Source organism: Streptomyces sp. NPDC058662, assembly GCF_042716255.1.
Classification (GTDB): domain Bacteria; phylum Actinomycetota; class Actinomycetes; order Streptomycetales; family Streptomycetaceae; genus Streptomyces.
In genome coordinates this window covers 1-17201 of sequence record NZ_JBHXRU010000087.1, presented here as the reverse complement: position 1 = coordinate 17201, position 17201 = coordinate 1, and the positions used below count along the sequence as shown (strand labels likewise).

The window sequence follows — 17201 nt, the reverse complement described above, 5'->3', positions numbered from 1 at the left end:
GGCGTCAACTGACGCTTCCCAGGGGGGGATCGCACTACATGCAACCTGTTCGTACCCTGTCGGCCGCGGGGCTTGCCCTGGCGCTGGGCCTGTCGTTCGCGGCACCGGCCACGGCCGCCGGGGGCGCGGCCGCGCCCAAGGTCACCGCACCCGCCACCAGCCCCACTCCCGGCTTCGCCGGCGAAGGAACCGGATCCGACTGCTACACCGACCCGTACGCCGGGTCCGGCGCGGGCTGGATCGGCACGTCCGACGTCACCCTGCGCGCCACCACCAACACGGCGCCGGGCGGCACGGAGCTCCTGACGACGTTCCAGCTCTGGGACACCTCGTACGGGGGCAAGCGCACCGACCACCCGAGCTCCTGGTCCACGTGGCCGCAGGCCGGCACGACCGTTCCGCGCGACCGGCTCGCGGACGGCGGTCTGTACGCCTGGCGGGCGCGTGCCACCGACGGAAAGCTGACCAGCGCCTACACGGCCTGGTGTTACTTCCGCGTCGACCACGCCCCGCCCACCGCCGAGGTCACCACGGACGCCACGCCCAAACGGGTCGGAGAGGAGGCCACTTTCACCCTGAAGGGCGCCGACCGGGGCTCGGAGATCGCCTGCGCCCGCTGGCAGACGAGTGGAACGTTCAGCGTCGGCTGGCGCTGCTCGGACGAGACGACCGACTCCCGGGTCGTCCGCCTCACGGACGGCGCGGTGGACATCAAGGTCAAGCCCGAGACGTGGGGCTCCCAGTACGTCTACCTCCAGGCGATGGACAACGCGGGCAACGTCTCGCAGCCGACCGGCCTGAACTACTACGCGCAGCCGAGCACCGCCCCGGCGGCGTTCGGAGACATCGACGCCGACGGCAAGCCCGACGCCCTCACCCCCGACGCGGCGGGCAACCTCCGCATAGCGGGCTCCGACCCGCGCACCGCCCCGAACGCGCGCGCCGCTTCCGCACCGGGCGGGTCGGAAAGCTTCCCGACCCTGTGGGCCCGTTCCCGCGCGGACGGTACGGTCCGCGCCTACTCCCTGACCGGCTCCCCGGACGCGCCGGACTTCTCGGCCTTCGCCGACCCGGCCGCGGGCCCGGTCCTGACCACCCTCACTCCCGCCGCCCACCCCCGCGTCGGGTCCGACGGGGACCTCACCGGCGACGGCCTGCCGGACCTCTGGTCCGCGGACGCCTCCGGGAAGGCGGCCGTCTTCCCCGGCCTGGGCACGACGGCCCCCCACCCCACGGTCACGGGCTTCGCCCCAGCCGTCTGACCCCCCTGGAACCGCCGGTCCTTCGTACCCCCGGGCCCAGGAGGGCCCGGGGCGGCCCGGACAGCTGCCGGGACCGCTCGCGGAGCGCGGGCGGCGGCCGTGCGGCCCGGTCGGGCCGGAGATCTGGTCCTACCTGCTGGCGCCCTCCCCACCGGACGGGCTGCTGGACCGATTCGTGAACGGTGCGACCTTCGTCCCGCGGTGGGCCGTCCACGGGCTCCTCGTACTCCTCGAACACCTCACGCTCCGGGCTTCGCAGCGCGCCGAGTACCTGGCCGACGCGAGCGCGGCCCGAACCGGGTCGACCGAGGCCGCGATCGCCCTGATGGACCGGCTCCTGATCGCGCACGCGGTCGAGATGACGCTGCGGCGGGAGTCGGCGGCGGCCAATCTGCGCGGTGGACCCGCCGGCCGGGCCGCCGTCGCACAGGCGGAGGCAGAGCTCTGGGAACGGCTGGCCGCACACACGGCGTCCATACCGGAGCACGAGTACGAGCGGCTGCGCCGCCTGGCCGCCCTGCGGGGGCACAGTGTGGACAGCACCCACCCGCCCACCCATCTGCGCCGCAGGATCGCCGCATCCGCGGGCCCGCGCGCGGCGCGCGTCGTCCTCGGCGAAGTCCGGGCCGCGGCTGTCGCGGCGGAACTGCGCACGGCGCGGGCGGTGGTGGGCCGGCGCATCATCCGCGACCAGTCCCTTGGACACGTCCCGCGGCGACCGGCAGCTGCCCACCAGTCGACCAACCGCCCGGTCCCCCCCGGCGGGTGGGAGGCCGGGCGGGGTCGGGTGGGTGGGACTCCGGGTGGCCGGGCCGCTGCCTCCCCCCGGGGGCGGGCGGGCCGGTGCGTTCCGGCGGGGACCGGACTGCGGGCGTCGACCGTCCTGGTGGGGAGTCGGGTCGCCGGCCGCGGAGGTCGGCTCAGTAGGGGCCGTTGACGTTGTCGATCGAGCCGTACCGCGCCGCCGCGTAATTGCACGCCGCGGTGATGTTGGCGACCGGGTCGTACGAGTTCGTCGAGGTGCCCGGCACGTGATAGGCGCGGAAGGTCGGGTCGATGACCTGGAGCAGGCCCTTCGACGGGATGCCGGCGGCGGCGTTGGAGTCCCAGTTGTTGATCGCGTTCGGGTTGCCCGAGGACTCCCGCATGATGTTGCGGTGAATTCCGTTGTAAGTGCCGGGAATTCCGTGCTTCGCCATGACGCTCAGGGACTCGCGGATCCAGCCGTCGAGATTGTTCGCGTAGGCGGTGGTCTTGGCCGGAGCGGCCGCCTTCACGTTGGCGCCCAGGGACAGCTTGAGGCCGGGGCGGATCACGGCCGGATCGGCGCCGACGCTGGTCCGGTTGGCCGCGTAGAGCTGCTCCCAGCCGCCGCTGAGGGAATGCGCCGCCGCGATCTTGGAAAGCGTGTCGCCCGCGACCACGGAATACGTCACCGGGGCGGCTGCCTTTTCCACCGCGCCGGCGGGGGACGTGCTGATCAGTGGCAGGGCGAGGGCCGCGCCGCCCGTGCCGGCGAGGGCCAGCTTGTGGGTGATCGGGCGGTGCTTCGGCCGGCGGTGCTTACCCTGTCCGGGCATGGCGGAATTCCTCACGTGGGGGGACGGAAGGCCCTGGCGGCCGGTTTCGGAAGCGGACCGCCGGGAATGAGGGTGACCGTAGGTGAGCCCGTCGGGCCGGAACAAGAGCCGAATTCCCGGAGGAGATCGACTTCCTGCTGTCGGCCGGAAGAACGACCTTGGTCGAGTCCGTGCGGAAAGGCCAACTTTCTTTCCGGCAAAAGGGAATCCGTGTTTCAAAGGAAATGATGTTGACGGGCCCCGCGTGACCCACATCACGAGCCCCCGGCTCGGAGGTCAATTCGGGCAAGTCCCCTCTCCGCGGGTCTCTTTCGGGCGACTCGTGCGATGGTGCCGAATCGCCCATCCGGGATGCTTTCCGGCGCTTGGGCCGGAGCTGATGCCTCACATGACGGGCTTGTCCGTCCCGGCCGCGCCGGACCGCCCCGTTTGTCCCCGCCTCGCGGTACCGCCCGTCGCCCCCCCCGCGCTCCCGGCTGACCCTTACCGCTCCCGCCTCGCGGTACCGCCCGTCGCCCCCCGCCGCTCCAGGCTGACCCCCGCCGCTCCTGCCCGCCGTCCCGCTCGCCCCGAGGCCCGCCCGCTACGGGCCGTCCGGGAGCTCCGCCAGCCGCCGCAGCGTGTGCTCCACCGCCGCCTTCGAGGCCGGCAGCAGGGGAAGGCGTACATCGGGAGTCGGGATCCGGCCCTGCGCGTGCAGCACACCCTTGACGACCGTCGGATTGGGTTCGGCGAAGGCCGCCGCCGACATCCGCGCCAGCGCGTGCCCCAGCGGCCGCGCGCGGGCGGCGTCACCCGCCCGCCAGGCCGCGTCCACCTCCGCGAACCGGGCCGTCGCCAGGTGCGCCGACGCCAGGATCCCGCCCGCCGCGCCCAGGGCCAACATCGGCGACAGGTACGCGTCGTCGCCGGCCAGCACCTCGAACCCGGGCGGAAGGTCGCCGAGGAGCGCCACCGTGTCCTGGTCGACGCCGCCGCCCGCGTACTTCACGGCCACCACCCCCGGCAGCGCCCCCAGCGTCCGCAGCGCGTCGGCGTCCAGCGACTGCCCCGTCCGGTACGGGATGTGGTAGACGATCAGCGGCAACGGGCTCACCTCCGCGAGCCGCGTGAAGTGCGCCAGCACGCCCGCCGCCGACGGCCGGACGAACGACGGTACGGTCACCAGCGCCGCCCGCGCCTCGGGCCACCGGGTCAGCCGGGCCAGCGCGGCCTCGGCGGCGCGCGTCCCGTTCGCCCCGGCGCCCACGGTCAGGACCGCTCCCCGCTCACGGCAGACCCGGGCGCAGATGTCGGTCACCAGGTCGCGTTCCGCCTCGTCGAGGGTCGCCGCCTCGGCGGTGGTGCCGAGGGCGACGATCCCGGTCGCGCCCGCGTCGAGCACCTCGTGGGCCAGCGCCTCCAGGGCGTCGGCGGCGACGCCGCCGGCCCGGGTGAAGGGTGTGACGAGCGGTACGTGGATCCCGCGGAGGGCGGGGGCCCCGGCGGCGCGGCGCCGCGCGCCCTGTGCCCGGTGCGGTTCCGGTTCCCGTGCGGTGGTGTGCCCCGGCGTCCGGGGCGTGGGCGGTGCGGTGTTCGCGTCCTGTGCCATGCCGTCGAGCCTGGACCGCCCCGAGCCGCGAATCCAGTTCGCGTTTCTTACCCGACCCGTAAGCTGAACCGATGCTCGATGTACGGCGTCTGCGCCTGCTGCGTGAACTCGCCCGGCGGGGCACCATCGCCGCCGTGGCCGAGGCCCTCGCGTTCAGCCCTTCGGCGGTGTCCCAGCAGCTCGGCGTCCTCGAACGCGAGGCCGGGCTGCCCCTGTTGGAGCGCACCGGCCGCCGGGTCCGGCTCACCCCGGCCGGCGAGAACCTGGTGCGCCACGCCGAGGCGGTCCTCGAACGGCTGGAACAGGCCGACGCCGACCTCGCCGAGGCGCGCGACGGCCTGGCCGGCGCACTGCGGATCGGCGCCTTCCCCACCGCCACCCGGGCCATCGTCCCGGCGGCCCTGGTCGCTCTCGCGCGTCGCCATCCGGGGCTGGAGCCGAGGGTGTCCGAGACCGATCCGGCGGCTGTCGCGCACGCCCTGCGGGCTGGGGACCTGGATGTGGCCCTCGTCCACGAGTACGACTTCGTGCCCTCGGCGCGGGAACCGGGACTCGCCACCGAACCGCTCTACGGCGAGGCCATGTACCTGGCCGCACCCGCGTCCGGCACCCCCGGCCCGCCGCTCGCCCCCGGCCCGCCGCTCGCCCCCGGCCCGCCCCTCGCCCCGGGCCCCCCGCTCATCCCCGGCCCGCCCCTCACCCCCGGCCCGCCCCTCGCCACCGACCAGGGCGAGGCCCTGCGCGGCCACGCGGACGCCCCCTGGATCACGGCCACCCCCGGCACCCTCTGCCACGCCATGACCGTACGGGCCTGCCAGGCCGCCGGGTTCACCCCGCGCGTGCGCCACCAGGTCGACGAGTTCGCCACGGTGCTCGCCCTGGTCGCCGCCGGCCAAGGGGTGGCCGTCGTGCCCCAGCTCGGCATCGTCGGGACCGCCGACCCCGGCGTCGTCCTCACCCGCCTGCACATGCAGCGCCGGACCAACCTCGCCTTCCGCAGCGGAGCCGGCTCCCACCCCGCGGTGGCCGCGTTCGGCGCGGCACTTCGCGCCTCCGTACCGCGGGATCTGGCCGGGCCGCGCGCCGCGAGGTGACACAACTCCCGTACCGGGTGGCGTCCGTGTACGTTCGGTGATCCAAGCTGAATCGATCCGATCCGATCCGACCAGAGCGGGGTAGCAGTGACGCATCGCGTACGAGGGGTCATCGCCCGGAGCAAGGGCGCACCGGTGGAGACGACGACGATCCTCGTGCCCGACCCGGGACCCGGTGAGGCCCTCGTCCGGGTCCAGGCCTGCGGGGTGTGCCACACCGACCTGCACTACCGGGAGGGCGGCATCAACGACGCCTTCCCCTTCCTGCTCGGCCACGAGGCGGCCGGGATCGTCGAATCGGTCGGCCCGGACGTCACCTCCGTCGCGCCCGGTGATTTCGTCGTCCTCAACTGGCGCGCGGTGTGCGGGAACTGCCGCGCCTGCAAACGCGGCCGCCCCTGGTACTGCTTCGCCACGCACAACGCCGCCCAGCCCATGACCCTGGAGGACGGCACGCCGCTCTCCCCGGCCCTCGGCATCGGCGCCTTCGCCGAGAAGACGCTGGTCGCGGCCGGGCAGTGCACCAAGGTGGACCCCGCCGCCGCCCCGGCCGCGGCCGGACTGCTCGGCTGCGGGGTGATGGCCGGCCTCGGCGCCGCCCTGAACACCGGCAATGTGGGGCGCGGGGACTCCGTCGCGGTCATCGGCTGCGGGGGAGTGGGCAACGCGGCCGTGGCCGGCGCCCGGCTCGCGGGCGCCTCCCGGATCATCGCGGTCGACCTGGACGACCGGAAGCTGGAGTGGGCGCGCGGCCTCGGCGCCACCCACACCGTCAACGGCCGTACCCAGGACGTGGTCGAGGCCATCCAGGGGCTGACCGGTGGGAACGGCGCGGACGTGGTCATCGAGGCGGTGGGGCGCCCCGAGACCTACCGGCAGGCGTTCTACGCCCGCGACCTCGCAGGAACCGTGGTCCTCGTCGGTGTGCCGACCCCGGAGATGACGCTCGAACTGCCCCTCCTCGACGTGTTCGGCCGCGGCGGCGCGCTCAAGTCCTCCTGGTACGGGGACTGCCTGCCCGAACGCGACTTCCCGCTGCTCATCGACCTCTACCTGCAGGGCCGCCTCGACCTGGACGCCTTCGTCTCCGAGACCATCCCGCTGGACGGCGTCGAGGACGCCTTCGCCAGAATGGAGCGCGGCGAGGTACTCCGCTCCGTGGTCGAGTTCTGATCCGGACCCGCCACCCCGCCCGCGCCACGTCCGCGGCCCGTCCGTGATCCGGACCGGGCCGCGGAGCCCGCCCACCTCGCACCCCAGGGGACGCCCGTGACCACCGCCCACAGCTACCGCCAGCCCGGCACCGTCCTCACGGACCACCACTTCGCCGTGCCCCTCGACCACACCCGCCCCGACGGGGAGCGGATCGAGCTGTACGCGCGGGAGGTCGTCGGCGCCGGCAAGGACCCGGCGACGCTCCCCTGGCTGCTCTACCTCGAAGGCGGCCCGGGCTTCGGCGCCCGCCGGTTCATCGGCCGGCAGGCCTGGCTGGACCGGGCCCTGACCGAGTACCGCGTCCTGCTGCTCGACCAGCGCGGAACCGGGCGTTCCACGCCGGTGAACCGCCAGACCCTGCCCCTGCGCGGCACCCCCGCACGGCAGGCGGAGTACCTCGCGCACTTCCGCACCGACTCCATCGTGCGCGACGCCGAGGCCATCCGCCCTCTTCTGACGGGCGGGGCGCCCTGGACCGTGCTCGGCCAGAGCTTCGGCGGTTTCTGCGCCACCCACTACCTCTCCACCGCCCCCGAGGGCCTCACCGCCGCCCTGATCACCGGCGGCCTCCCGTCCCTGACGGCCTCGGCGGAGGAGGTGTACGAGGCGGCGTACCCCCGCATGGAACGCAAGAACCGGGCCCACTACGACCGCTACCCGATGGACGTGGACCGGGCCCGAAGGATCGCGGCACACCTCACGCTCCACCCCGCCGAACTCCCCGGCGGCCACCGCCTGACCGCGCAGTCCTTCCAGTCCCTCGGCATCCTGCTCGGGGGCGGCGACGGCAGCCACCAGCTGCACTACCTGCTGGAGGACGCCTTCGTCCCGACCCCCTCCGGCCCCGAGCTCTCTGACGCCTTCCTGGAAGCCGTCCGGGGACTGCTCTCCTTCGCCGGCCACCCGCTCTACGCGCTGCTGCACGAGTCGATCTACGCCCAGGACCCGTCCGCCCCCACCGCCTGGGCCGCCGAGCGCGTGCGCGCCCGCCACCCCCGCTTCGACGCCGCCAAGTCCCTCGCGGGCGACGAGCCCCTCCTGTTCACCGGCGAGACCGTCCACCCCTGGCACTTCGAGGTCGACCCCGCCCTCGCCCCGCTGCGCGAGACCGCCGAACTGCTCGCGGCCCGCACCGGCTGGGGCCCCCTGTACGACCCCGCCCGGCTCGCCGCCAACGAGGTCCCGGTCGCGGCCGCCGTCTACCACGACGACCTCTACGTGGACACGGAGCACTCCCTGCGCACGGCGCGCGCCATCCGCGGTCTGCGGACCTGGGTGACGGACGAGTACGAGCACGACGGGGTGCGCGCGGGCGGCTCCCGGGTCCTGGACCGGCTCCTGGCCCTCGTACGGGGCGAGGCCTAGGAAACCGAGGCCGCGCCGGTGCCCGAGCGCGCCGGCGTTCAACCGCCCCGGCGTCCCGCCACGCCGGCGTCCCGCCACGCCGGCGTCCCGCCACGCCCCCTCCGGCCGCGCCACCACACGCCCCCGCCGCTCCGTGCGCCTATCGTTGCGAGGCATGACCGAACACGTGAGTCAGCCCGCGCCCTTGACCCCCATGCCCACCGACTGGAAGCGCGCCCTCGCGGTCGTCGCCCACCCCGACGACCTGGAGTACGGCTGCGCGGCCGCGATCGCCGACTGGACGGACGGCGGCCGGGAGGTCGTCTACCTCCTCGCCACCCGCGGTGAGGCGGGCATCGACACCATCGCCCCCGAGGACTGCGCCCCGCTCCGGGAGGCCGAGCAGCGTGCGAGCGCGGCCGTGGTGGGGGTGTCCCGAGTGGAGTTCCTCGACTACCGCGACGGAGTCGTCGAGTACGGGCTCGGCCTGCGCCGCGACATCGCCGCGGCCATCCGCAGGCACCGGCCGGAACTGGTGGTCACCCTCAACCACCGCGACACCTGGGGCGGCGCGGACGGCGGCGGCTTCTGGAACACCCCGGACCACAAGGCGGTCGGCCGGGCCACCCTGGACGCCGCCGCCGACGCGGGCAACCGGTGGATCTTCCCCGAACTCATCGCGGAACAGGGCCTGGAGCCGTGGGACGGCGTCCGCTGGGTCGCCGTCGCGGGCTCCGACACGCCTACGCACGCCACCGACGCGGGGCCGGGGATGGAGCGCTCCGTCGCGTCCCTCCTGGAGCACAAGGCGTACGTCGAGGTGCTGACGGACGAGGACCCCGAGACGTACGTGCGTACGTTCCTCACCGGCAACGCCCAGCGGGCCGCGGCCCGCTTCGGCGGCCGCCCGGCGGTGGCGTTCGAGGTCTTCCCCCGCTGACCGGCCCCCTCTAGGCTGACGTTCCGTCAGGTCGAGGAGGGGTGCGGGCCAGGTGATCAACACCGTGAGCACGGACATCGAGGAGGGTGAGGAGCGGATCCGGCTCGACGTCGCCGACGGAACCGCCACCCTCACCCTCTGCCGCCCGGACCGGCTCAACGGCTGGAGCTGGGAGTCCACCCGCCAGCTCGGCCTGCTGGCGGACCGGATCCGCTTCGACCCGTCGGTACGGGCGGTCCTGCTGCGGGCCGACGGGCGCGCCTTCTGCGCGGGCATCGACGTCACGGCGCCCGGTGGCGCCATCACCGGTGCCTCGCCCGCCCAGCGCACCCGCAACTACTACGAGGGCATCCGCTGGGTCCACGAGCGGTTCGCGGTCCTCGCCCGGCTCCCGCAGCCCGTGGTCGCCGCCGTCCAGGGCTACTGCCTGGGCTTCGGGTTCGAGTTGGCCCTGATGGCCGATGTCCGGGTAGCGGCCCAGGACGCCGTCTTCGCGCTGCCCGAGGCGCAGTTGGGCGTGGCGGTGGACGCCGGGGGCGACCTGCGCATCGCCCGCGAGGCGGGTGCGGGCTGGGCCAAGTACCTCGCTCTGACGGGCCGGCGTATCGACGCGCTGACGGCGGAGCGGCTGAACCTGGTCCAACTGGTCGTGCCCGCGGCCGAGCTGGAGGCCACCGCCCGGTCCCTGGCGGCGGACATCGCCGCCAACGCCCCGCTCGCGGTCCAGGGCATCAAGCGGGCGGTCGACGCCTACGCCGACGCCGCCTTGCCCGCCGCCCTCGACCGCGCGGCGATGACCGCGGCCCTCACGCTCACGTCCGACGACGCCCGCGAGGGTTACGGCGCCAAAGCGGCCCGCCGCCCGCCGCACTTCACCGGAGGCTGAGCGCATGGTGGAGCGCCTGTTCAGCCGTCGAAGAGGCCGCGCCCCAACTGCTCCCGCACCGGCACGACCTCGGGGTTGACCACCGACCGGCGCTGCCAGTTCGCCCCGTCGACCACCAGGGTGTGGCCGGTGACGAACCGGGCGTAGGGCGAGGCCAGGAAGGTGGCGGCCCAGCCGAGCTCGCGCGGCGCCCCGACCCGCAGGGCGGGCTGCCGCAGGTCCTGGGGGTCGGGCCGCCGCGGGCCGCTGCCCGCGGAGCCCGCTCCCGGTGCGGCACGCTCCAGTCCGTCCCGGATGTCCTCGGTCATGTCCGCGTGCGGGAAGAGCCCGGGGACCAGCCCGTTGATCTGGATCCCGTACGGCCCCCACTCCACGGCCAGCGTCTCCACCAGGTTCTTCACCCCGGCCTTGGCGGCCGCGCTGTGGGCGAAGCCCGGCCCGCCCGTCCAGGCGTACGAGGCGCCGATGTTCACGATCGACCCCGGGGTGCCCGCGGCGAGATGGCGGCGGCCGAACTCGCGGGTCATGAACCAGGTGCCCGTCAGGGTGATGTCCACCACCGCCCGCCAGGCGTTCGGGGACAAGTCCTCCGCCGGGCAGGGAAAGTTGGCCGCCGCGTTGTTGACCAGCACGTCCGGCAGGCCGAGCGCGGCCTGCGCGGCGTCGAAGACGTCCGCGACCCGCTCGGGATCCCGGATGTCGCACACGGCGGCGGCCACCCGGCCCGCCCCCGGCAGGGCCGCCAGCTCCTCCCGGGCGGCCTGCAGCCGCTCCGAGCGCCGACTCGCGATCACCAGGTCGGCGCCCAGCCGGGCGAACTCGGCGGCGATGGCCCGGCCCAGCCCGGTGCCGCCGCCGGTCACGAGGACCACCTGCCCCGCGTACGTACCGGGGGGCAGGGCGGCGGCGCCGAGTGGGGGAGGCGCGGGCAGGCCGCGCCGGATGTCGTCCGTGATGCGGGCATCGATGTCGTCCGTCATGCGGGCATCGATAGCGCGCGGGCGCTCAGATCACCATGCCCGCGACAGGATCAGCCCTGCGGCGCGTACGCCTGCGCGCCGGCGCAGGTCCAGACCACGGCCTTCGACTCGCCGGTCTGCCAGTTCAGGTACCAGCCGCCGACGCGGTCGTCGTCCGAGACCGCGGTGGCCTCGCTGCGCCAGTCCGGGCCGCCGCCGTCCGGGAGGGGCAGGGCCAGCATCGGACCCCGGCCCGGCCAGTAGGCGGCCCGGATGTGGTTGGCGTAGCCCTCGACGAAGTTCACGGCCGTGCCGACCGACACGTTCGTGGTCGGGCTGACGGAGTCGAGCGTCGCGTTCCCGTAGCCGGTGACCGGGGCGACGGCGGTGGGCAGGGCGTCGTAAGGGCGCTTCCAGGCCGCCGGAGTCCGGCGCTGGACGTCGCGGTAGCTCTCCTTCTCGTACCCGACGACCCGCCCCTTGTCGTCGATGTCCGTCGCGTGGCTGCCGACGGTGGGGTCGTCCCCGGTCCAGACCGGCAGGCTGTACGTCGGGTAGCCGCCGGCGGGCCAGACGACCGGGAAGGTCTTGGCGACCATCAGGTCGTTCGGCTCGTCCCAGTACTCGGTGCGGGCGGTGCCCACGATGTCGCCCCGCTTGTTGACCGCCCCCACCGAGCTGATGACCGTGCCCGGGTGGGCGTCCTGCGGAAGAGGGAGCTCGCGCAGCACCGCGCCGTTCAGCCACACCTTCGCGATGCCGCCGTCGACGCCCACCACGTGGCCCGCGTCGTTGACGTCCACGGCCGCGTTGGACACGGCGGCGCCGGTGATCAGCTGGACCGACGCCTCCCCCAGCCGGTAGGTGAAGGCCGCCTGGGCCGAGCCCGGGCCGCCGCTGACGAGGGTCCCGACCATCAGGCCCCAGCTGTTCACCGCCCGGACCGAGCCGGACTGGAAGCCCGCCGGCACCGGGACGGCGTGCACGGCGCGGTCGGCGGTCCAGTAGGCCGGCAGTCCGGCGCTGGAGCCGACCGCGAGCCCGTTCGGTCCGAAGTCGCTCACCTCGCCACCGCCGTCCGCCGTGAGTGGGGGAAGGGCCAGAACCTCCGGGACGCACGCGCTCCCGGACGCGGCAGCGGGGCCGGCGGCGGTGACGAGCCCCGCGAGGACGGCCGCGGCGGCGGCGGTACGGGTGGTGCGTCTGATCACGCTGCTGTTCATCGGTCAAGTCCCCCTGTGTGTGGTGTGCTGGTGGCACGGCGCGCCCGCCCGTGCCCTTCGCGGCAGGGCACGCGCGCCGTGATCAGTCTGGTGTCGCAGCGACGGAATGTCACGTGTGGGGTACAGGCCGCCGCGACGGCGCCCGGGGGGACCGCCCCTGCGGCACCGTGCTCGTCGGGGCTCTTCCCGAAGGTCCCCCGGGGCGCCGCCGGGGCGCGCCCCGGCCGCGGACCCCGCGAGTCCTGCGGACCGACTGGTTCCCAGACCATCAAGCGACCGCTTAGTATGCCCGCGGAGTGTGGTTCCTCGACGGCGGCTGGAGGCCCCGGATGCAGGCATGGCGCGTACATACCCCTGGCGAGCCCCGAGAGGCCATGCGCCTCGAAGAGGTTCCCGAACCGGTGCCCGGCGAGGGCGAGGTGAGGCTCCGGGTGCTCGCCGCCAACGTCAACTTCCCCGACGCGCTGCTCGTGCGGGGCCAGTACCAGATCACGCCGCCGCTGCCCTTCACCCCCGGAGTCGAGATCTGCGGCGAGACCGAGGACGGCCGCCGCGTCATCGCCACCCCGAGCCTGCCGCACGGCGGCTTCGCGGAGTACGTCACCGCCTCCGCGCGCGCCCTGCTCCCCGCTCCCGACACCCTCGACGACGCCGAGGCCGCCGCCCTCCACATCGGCTACCAGACCGGCTGGTTCGGCCTGCACCGCAGGGCCCGGATCCAGTCCGGCGAGACCCTCCTCGTGCACGCCGCCGCCGGCGGCGTCGGCAGCGCCGCCGTCCAGCTCGGCAAGGCCGCCGGCGCCACCGTCATCGGGGTCGTCGGCGGCAAGGCCAAGGTACGCACCGCCGAGGAGCTGGGCTGCGACCTCGTGATCGACCGCGAGACGGACGGCACCGCCGAGATCGCGGCCCGCGTGAAGGAGTTCACCGCAGGCCGCGGCGCCGACGTCGTCTACGACCCGGTCGGCGGTGACGCGTACGCGGCCTCCGCCAAATGCGTGGCCTTCGAGGGCCGCATCGTCGTGGTCGGCTTCGCCGGCGGCACCGTCCCCACCCCCGCCCTCAACCACGCCCTGGTGAAGAACTACGCCATCCTCGGCCTCCACTGGGGGCTCTACGCGGCCAAGGACCCCGCCGCCGTCCTCGCCTGCCACACCGAGCTCACCCGGCTCGCCGCCGAGGGCGGCATCAAGCCCCTCATCAGCGAACGCGTCCCGCTCAGCGGCGCCGCCGACGCCGTGCAGCGCCTGGCCGACGGCGCCACCACCGGCCGGCTGGTCGTCGTACCCGCCCTGGATGGGGGCACCCGATGACCGCGACGACCGCGACCGCCGGGGACCTGGGCGCCCGGGTCCGGGAGCTGCTCGCCGCGCACCCGCCCGCGACGACGCCCCGTACCGACTTCCTGCGCGCCCGCTTCGACGCAGGGCTCGCCTGGGTCCACTACCCCGAGGGGCTCGGCGGACTCGGCGCGCGCCGCACCCTCCAGGCCGCCGTCGACGCCGAGCTGGAGGCCGCCGGAGCCCCCGACAACGATCCGCGGCGGATCGGCATCGGCCTCGGCATGGCCGCGCCGACCATCCTCGCGTACGGCACCGAGGAGCAGAAGGCCCGCTTCCTGCGCCCCCTGTGGACCGGGGAGGAGGTGTGGTGCCAGCTCTTCAGCGAGCCCGGCGCGGGATCCGACCTGGCCGCGCTCGGCACCCGCGCCGTTCGCGACGGGTCCACCGGGGACTGGGTGGTCGACGGCCAGAAGGTGTGGACCTCCAGCGCCCACACCGCCCGCTGGGCCATCCTGATCGCCCGCACGGACCCCGGGCTGCCCAAGCACCGGGGCATCACCTACTTCCTGTGCGACATGCACGCCCCCGGCGTCGAGGTCCGGCCGCTGCGCCAGATCACCGGCGAGGCCGAGTTCAACGAGGTGTTCCTCACCGGCGTCCGCATCCCCGACGCCCACCGCCTCGGCGCCGTGGGCGAGGGCTGGGCGGTCGCCCGTACCACCCTGATGAACGAGCGCGTCGCCATCGGCGGCATGCGCATCCCGCGCGAGGGCGGCATGATCGCGAGCGTCGCCTCGGCCTGGCGCGAGCGCCCCGCGCTGCGCACCCACGCCCTGCACCAGCGGCTGCTCGAACTGTGGGTGGAGGCCGAGGTCGCGCGCCTCACCGGCGAACGGCTGCGCCAGCAGCTCGCCGCCGGGCAGCCCGGCCCCGAGGGCTCCGGGATGAAGCTCACCTTCGCCCGCCTCAACCAGGAGATCAGCGGCCTGGAGGTCGAACTCCTCGGCGAGGAGGGCCTGCTGTACGAGGACTGGACGATGCGCCGCCCCGAGCTGGTCGACTTCACCGGCCGCGACGCCGGCTACCGCTACCTGCGGGCCAAGGGCAACAGCATCGAGGGCGGCACCAGCGAAATCCTCCTCAACATCGTCGCCGAACGCGTGCTGGGCCTGCCCTCCGAGCCGCGCGACGACAAGGACCTCGCCTGGAAGGACCTCGCGCGATGACCCACGCCACCCATGCGGCGGACGCGGCCGGCGCCGCCCCGCGTGCGCCCCTCGACCTGCTCTACTCCGAGACCGAGGAGGAACTGCGCTCCGCCGTACGCGACCTGCTCACCGCCCGGTGCGGCCCGGCGAGCGTCCTCGCCGGCGCGGAGAGCGGACACCCGCACGACCCCGTCCTGTGGGGCACCCTCGCGACGTCGATCGGCGCCGCCGGACTCCTCGTACCGGAGAAGCTCGGCGGCCAGGGCGCGAGCCACCGGGAGGCGGCCGTGGTCCTGGAGGAGCTGGGCCGGGCCGTGGCCCCCGTCCCGTACCTGACGAGCGCGGTGCTCGCCACGGAGATCCTGCTCGGCTGCGACCCGGACGAAGTGGCCCCGCTCCTGCGCGAGGTGGCCTCCGGCCGGCAGGTCTGCGTACCCGCCGTACCGCTGACCCTCGCCCCCGGAGCACCGCTGCCGGGAGCGGTCCGGGACACCGGCGGCGGCGTGCTGAGCGGCACCGTCACCTCGGTGGCGGACGCGGTGGCCGCCGACGTCCTGCTGGTGCTCGCCGACACCGGGCTGTACGCCGTCCCGGCCGGCCCGGCACAGCTCACCCCGCGCGTCCCGCTGGACCTGACCCGCCCCCTCGCCGACCTCACCCTCGACGGGGCCGCCGGCACCCGGCTGGCCGATCCCGGCACAGCCCGCGCGGCGGTGGCCGGCGCGCTGCTCTCCGGGGCGGGGCTGCTCGCGTCGGAGCAGGTGGGGATCGCCGAGTGGTGCCTGACGGAGACGGTCGGGTACGTACGCGGCCGCCACCAGTTCAACCGGCCCGTCGGGTCCTTCCAGGCCCTCAAGCACCGGCTGGCGCGTCTCTGGCTGGACGTGGCCTCCGCCCGCGCGGCGGCACGGGCCGCCGCCGCCGCCCTGGCCGGGGGAGGCGCGGACGCCCCCCTCACGGTGGCCGTCGCCCAGGCCTACTGTTCGGGCGTGGCCGTCCGGGCCGCCGAGGAGTGCGTCCAGCTGCACGGCGGCATCGGAATGACCTGGGAGCATCCGGCGCACCTCTACCTCAAGCGCGCCAAGGCCGACTCCCTCGCCCTAGGCACGGCGGGCCACCACCGCGGCCTGGTCGCGGAGTTCGCGGAACTCCCGGCACCCTGAGGCTGTCCCGCCCCCGGGCGGGCGCCGACGGCAGCCGCGCCCAGGCGGTTCCGCCGCCGCCCGCCCGGGGTTCGTATCCCTTCCGCTGCAAGCACCCCCAGGGGTGACCTCGCCCGCCACGCCGCGTTAGACCCGTAGGCGCCGGCCACCGAGCGAGGGAGACCTATGTCCGCAGCACCCGCAGTACCCGCCGCACGCCCGACCCGCCGAGCGGTCATCCGCACGGCCTTCACCGCGGCCGTGCTCGCCGGCACGGCCGCGGCGCTGGCGCCCGTACTGCGGGCCCGCCGGCCCCGCCAGACGCTGACGCCGGCCCCGTTCGCCGAGGAGACCTACCGGGGCCGGCACATCGCCGTCGACCGCGCCGGGGTCCGCATCGACGGCCGGTCGCTGCACGTCATGCGCCGGGCCGACGGCAGCTACCTGAGCGGGATCAACCACTTCGAGTCCTTCGGGACCCCGCTGGAACTGGCCCGCGCCGCAGTCGACGAACTGGGTACGGCCCAGCTCGCCATGACATCCGCCCCGCACCACGGCTGACGGGAGGAGACCCGAGGTGTACACCCGGCAGAACCAGAAAGACCTGACCAGCGCGCAGAAGAAGCGGTTCACGGCCGCCGTGCTGGAGCTCAAGCGCAACGGCACCTACGACTCCTTCGTGCGCACCCACGACAAGTACTTCGTGCCCGACCGCGACCGCAGGCTCCGCGTCGGGCACATGTCCCCGTCCTTCTTCCCGTGGCACCGGCGCTACCTGCTGGAGTTCGAGAAGGAGCTGCGCGCCGTCGACCCGGCCGTCTCCATCCCGTACTGGGACTGGACCACCGACAGCAGCCCGGTCTCCTCCCTCTGGGCCGAGGACTTCCTCGGCGGCACCGGCCGGGCGAGCGACCGCCGGGTCATGACCGGCCCCTTCGCCCACGACCGGGGCAACTGGACGGTCACCGTGGGCATCACCGAGGCGCAGTACCTCACGCGCAACCTCGGCCGCCCGCAGAACCCGATCAGCCTGCCCACCGCGGCCGAACTCCAGTGGGCGCTCGACGACCCGGTCTACGACGTCGCGCCCTGGGACTCCACGGCCACCGCGGGCGGCTTCCGCAACAAGCTGGAGGGCTGGGCGGCCCCCAAGAGCGAGCGCTGGCGCAACCACAACAAGGTGCACCAGTGGATCGGCGGCCACATGACGGGAGGCACCGCGCCGAACGACCCGGCGTTCTGGCTGCACCACGCCTTCGTCGACCTGGTCTGGGACCGCTGGCAGCAGAAGCACCCCCGCTCCGGCTACCTGCCCGCCGCCCCCCTCGCGGCCGGAGACCTCCAGCGCGGTCGGGTGATCGCCCTCGACGAGCCGATGCCGCCGTGGGACGTCACCCCGCGCGAGATGCTCGGGCACCGGGGGCTGTACCGCTACGCGTGACCGGGCCCGCCCGGCGGCTTCCCGGTACCGGGA

The 17201-nt window shown here is 74.7% G+C and carries 16 protein-coding genes; 12 read left to right on the top strand and 4 right to left on the bottom strand.

What is annotated here, in order from left to right:
- The first annotated feature begins 38 nt into the window (after nucleotides 1–38).
- Both ACFWUQ_RS24860 and ACFWUQ_RS24855 read left to right on the top strand, forming a co-directional pair.
- The gene (locus ACFWUQ_RS24860) at nucleotides 39–1262 is read left to right on the top strand and encodes a hypothetical protein (protein ID WP_384541959.1); all 1224 of its coding nucleotides are present in this window, start codon (nucleotides 39–41) and stop codon (nucleotides 1260–1262) included.
- A gap of 175 nt (nucleotides 1263–1437) precedes the next feature.
- Nucleotides 1438–2199, top strand: coding sequence for a hypothetical protein (locus ACFWUQ_RS24855; protein ID WP_384541957.1), 762 nt, complete (start codon nucleotides 1438–1440; stop codon nucleotides 2197–2199).
- Here the strand turns inward: ACFWUQ_RS24855 and ACFWUQ_RS24850 are convergent.
- Both ACFWUQ_RS24850 and ACFWUQ_RS24845 read right to left on the bottom strand, forming a co-directional pair.
- Complete coding sequence (locus tag ACFWUQ_RS24850) at nucleotides 2183–2842, bottom strand: LysM peptidoglycan-binding domain-containing protein (protein WP_384541955.1); 660 nt, start codon at nucleotides 2840–2842, stop codon at nucleotides 2183–2185. The two genes, ACFWUQ_RS24855 and ACFWUQ_RS24850, sit on opposite strands and share 17 nt — an antisense overlap.
- A 583-nt stretch (nucleotides 2843–3425) precedes the next feature.
- A complete protein-coding gene (locus ACFWUQ_RS24845; RefSeq protein ID WP_384541952.1) occupies nucleotides 3426–4433 on the bottom strand; it encodes a dihydrodipicolinate synthase family protein in 1008 nt (335 codons plus the stop codon).
- A 71-nt stretch (nucleotides 4434–4504) separates the two neighbouring features.
- On the opposite strand from ACFWUQ_RS24845, the gene ACFWUQ_RS24840 reads away from it, so the two are divergent.
- The 5 genes from ACFWUQ_RS24840 (at nucleotide 4505) to ACFWUQ_RS24820 (ending at nucleotide 9912) form a co-directional block, all read left to right on the top strand.
- On the top strand, nucleotides 4505–5527 hold the full coding sequence (locus ACFWUQ_RS24840) for a LysR substrate-binding domain-containing protein (RefSeq protein WP_384541949.1): 1023 nt from the start codon (nucleotides 4505–4507) through the stop codon (nucleotides 5525–5527).
- 87 nt (nucleotides 5528–5614) lie between these two features.
- On the top strand, nucleotides 5615–6700 hold the full coding sequence (locus ACFWUQ_RS24835) for an S-(hydroxymethyl)mycothiol dehydrogenase (protein WP_384541946.1): 1086 nt from the start codon (nucleotides 5615–5617) through the stop codon (nucleotides 6698–6700).
- A 96-nt stretch (nucleotides 6701–6796) separates the two neighbouring features.
- Nucleotides 6797–8107, top strand: a complete 1311-nt coding sequence (locus ACFWUQ_RS24830; protein ID WP_384541944.1) for an alpha/beta fold hydrolase — start codon at nucleotides 6797–6799, stop codon at nucleotides 8105–8107.
- Between the two features lie 154 nt (nucleotides 8108–8261).
- Nucleotides 8262–9026: a PIG-L deacetylase family protein gene (locus tag ACFWUQ_RS24825; RefSeq protein WP_384541941.1), complete on the top strand. Its 765-nt coding sequence runs from the start codon at nucleotides 8262–8264 to the stop codon at nucleotides 9024–9026.
- 52 nt (nucleotides 9027–9078) lie between these two features.
- A complete protein-coding gene (locus tag ACFWUQ_RS24820; RefSeq protein WP_384541939.1) occupies nucleotides 9079–9912 on the top strand; it encodes an enoyl-CoA hydratase/isomerase family protein in 834 nt (277 codons plus the stop codon).
- A 20-nt stretch (nucleotides 9913–9932) separates the two neighbouring features.
- On the opposite strand, the gene ACFWUQ_RS24815 is transcribed toward ACFWUQ_RS24820, so the two are convergent.
- Together ACFWUQ_RS24815 and ACFWUQ_RS24810 are read right to left on the bottom strand one after the other, a co-directional pair.
- Nucleotides 9933–10892 (bottom strand): SDR family oxidoreductase, encoded by a 960-nt coding sequence (locus tag ACFWUQ_RS24815; RefSeq protein ID WP_384541936.1) that lies wholly within the window; start codon nucleotides 10890–10892, stop codon nucleotides 9933–9935.
- A gap of 50 nt (nucleotides 10893–10942) precedes the next feature.
- Nucleotides 10943–12094 (bottom strand): hypothetical protein, encoded by a 1152-nt coding sequence (locus tag ACFWUQ_RS24810; RefSeq protein ID WP_384541934.1) that lies wholly within the window; start codon nucleotides 12092–12094, stop codon nucleotides 10943–10945.
- 329 nt (nucleotides 12095–12423) lie between these two features.
- Here ACFWUQ_RS24810 and ACFWUQ_RS24805 point away from each other — a divergent pair, with 329 nt between their 5' ends.
- The 5 genes from ACFWUQ_RS24805 (at nucleotide 12424) to ACFWUQ_RS24785 (ending at nucleotide 17168) form a co-directional block, all read left to right on the top strand.
- On the top strand, nucleotides 12424–13407 hold the full coding sequence (locus ACFWUQ_RS24805) for an NADPH:quinone oxidoreductase family protein (RefSeq protein ID WP_384541931.1): 984 nt from the start codon (nucleotides 12424–12426) through the stop codon (nucleotides 13405–13407).
- Nucleotides 13404–14603, top strand: a complete 1200-nt coding sequence (locus ACFWUQ_RS24800) for an acyl-CoA dehydrogenase family protein (protein ID WP_384541928.1) — start codon at nucleotides 13404–13406, stop codon at nucleotides 14601–14603. Before ACFWUQ_RS24805 ends, ACFWUQ_RS24800 begins: the two co-directional genes overlap by 4 nt.
- Nucleotides 14600–15748 (top strand): acyl-CoA dehydrogenase family protein, encoded by a 1149-nt coding sequence (locus ACFWUQ_RS24795; RefSeq protein WP_384541925.1) that lies wholly within the window; start codon nucleotides 14600–14602, stop codon nucleotides 15746–15748. Before ACFWUQ_RS24800 ends, ACFWUQ_RS24795 begins: the two co-directional genes overlap by 4 nt.
- Nucleotides 15749–15913: 165 nt before the next feature.
- Nucleotides 15914–16288, top strand: coding sequence for a tyrosinase family oxidase copper chaperone (locus ACFWUQ_RS24790; protein WP_384541922.1), 375 nt, complete (start codon nucleotides 15914–15916; stop codon nucleotides 16286–16288).
- A 16-nt stretch (nucleotides 16289–16304) separates the two neighbouring features.
- Nucleotides 16305–17168, top strand: coding sequence for a tyrosinase family protein (locus ACFWUQ_RS24785; RefSeq protein ID WP_384541920.1), 864 nt, complete (start codon nucleotides 16305–16307; stop codon nucleotides 17166–17168).
- Nucleotides 17169–17201: the final 33 nt, after the last annotated feature.

Coding starts and splice junctions, on each gene's coding strand:
- ACFWUQ_RS24860 (WP_384541959.1), top strand. CDS start 39: ATGCAACCTGTTCGTACCCTGTCGGCCGCGGGGCTTGCCCTGGCGCTG.
- ACFWUQ_RS24850 (WP_384541955.1), bottom strand. CDS start 2,842: ATGCCCGGACAGGGTAAGCACCGCCGGCCGAAGCACCGCCCGATCACC.
- ACFWUQ_RS24845 (WP_384541952.1), bottom strand. CDS start 4,433: ATGGCACAGGACGCGAACACCGCACCGCCCACGCCCCGGACGCCGGGG.
- ACFWUQ_RS24840 (WP_384541949.1), top strand. CDS start 4,505: ATGCTCGATGTACGGCGTCTGCGCCTGCTGCGTGAACTCGCCCGGCGG.
- ACFWUQ_RS24825 (WP_384541941.1), top strand. CDS start 8,262: ATGACCGAACACGTGAGTCAGCCCGCGCCCTTGACCCCCATGCCCACC.
- ACFWUQ_RS24815 (WP_384541936.1), bottom strand. CDS start 10,892: ATGACGGACGACATCGATGCCCGCATCACGGACGACATCCGGCGCGGC.
- ACFWUQ_RS24810 (WP_384541934.1), bottom strand. CDS start 12,094: ATGAACAGCAGCGTGATCAGACGCACCACCCGTACCGCCGCCGCCGCG.
- ACFWUQ_RS24805 (WP_384541931.1), top strand. CDS start 12,424: ATGCAGGCATGGCGCGTACATACCCCTGGCGAGCCCCGAGAGGCCATG.
- ACFWUQ_RS24800 (WP_384541928.1), top strand. CDS start 13,404: ATGACCGCGACGACCGCGACCGCCGGGGACCTGGGCGCCCGGGTCCGG.
- ACFWUQ_RS24795 (WP_384541925.1), top strand. CDS start 14,600: ATGACCCACGCCACCCATGCGGCGGACGCGGCCGGCGCCGCCCCGCGT.
- ACFWUQ_RS24790 (WP_384541922.1), top strand. CDS start 15,914: ATGTCCGCAGCACCCGCAGTACCCGCCGCACGCCCGACCCGCCGAGCG.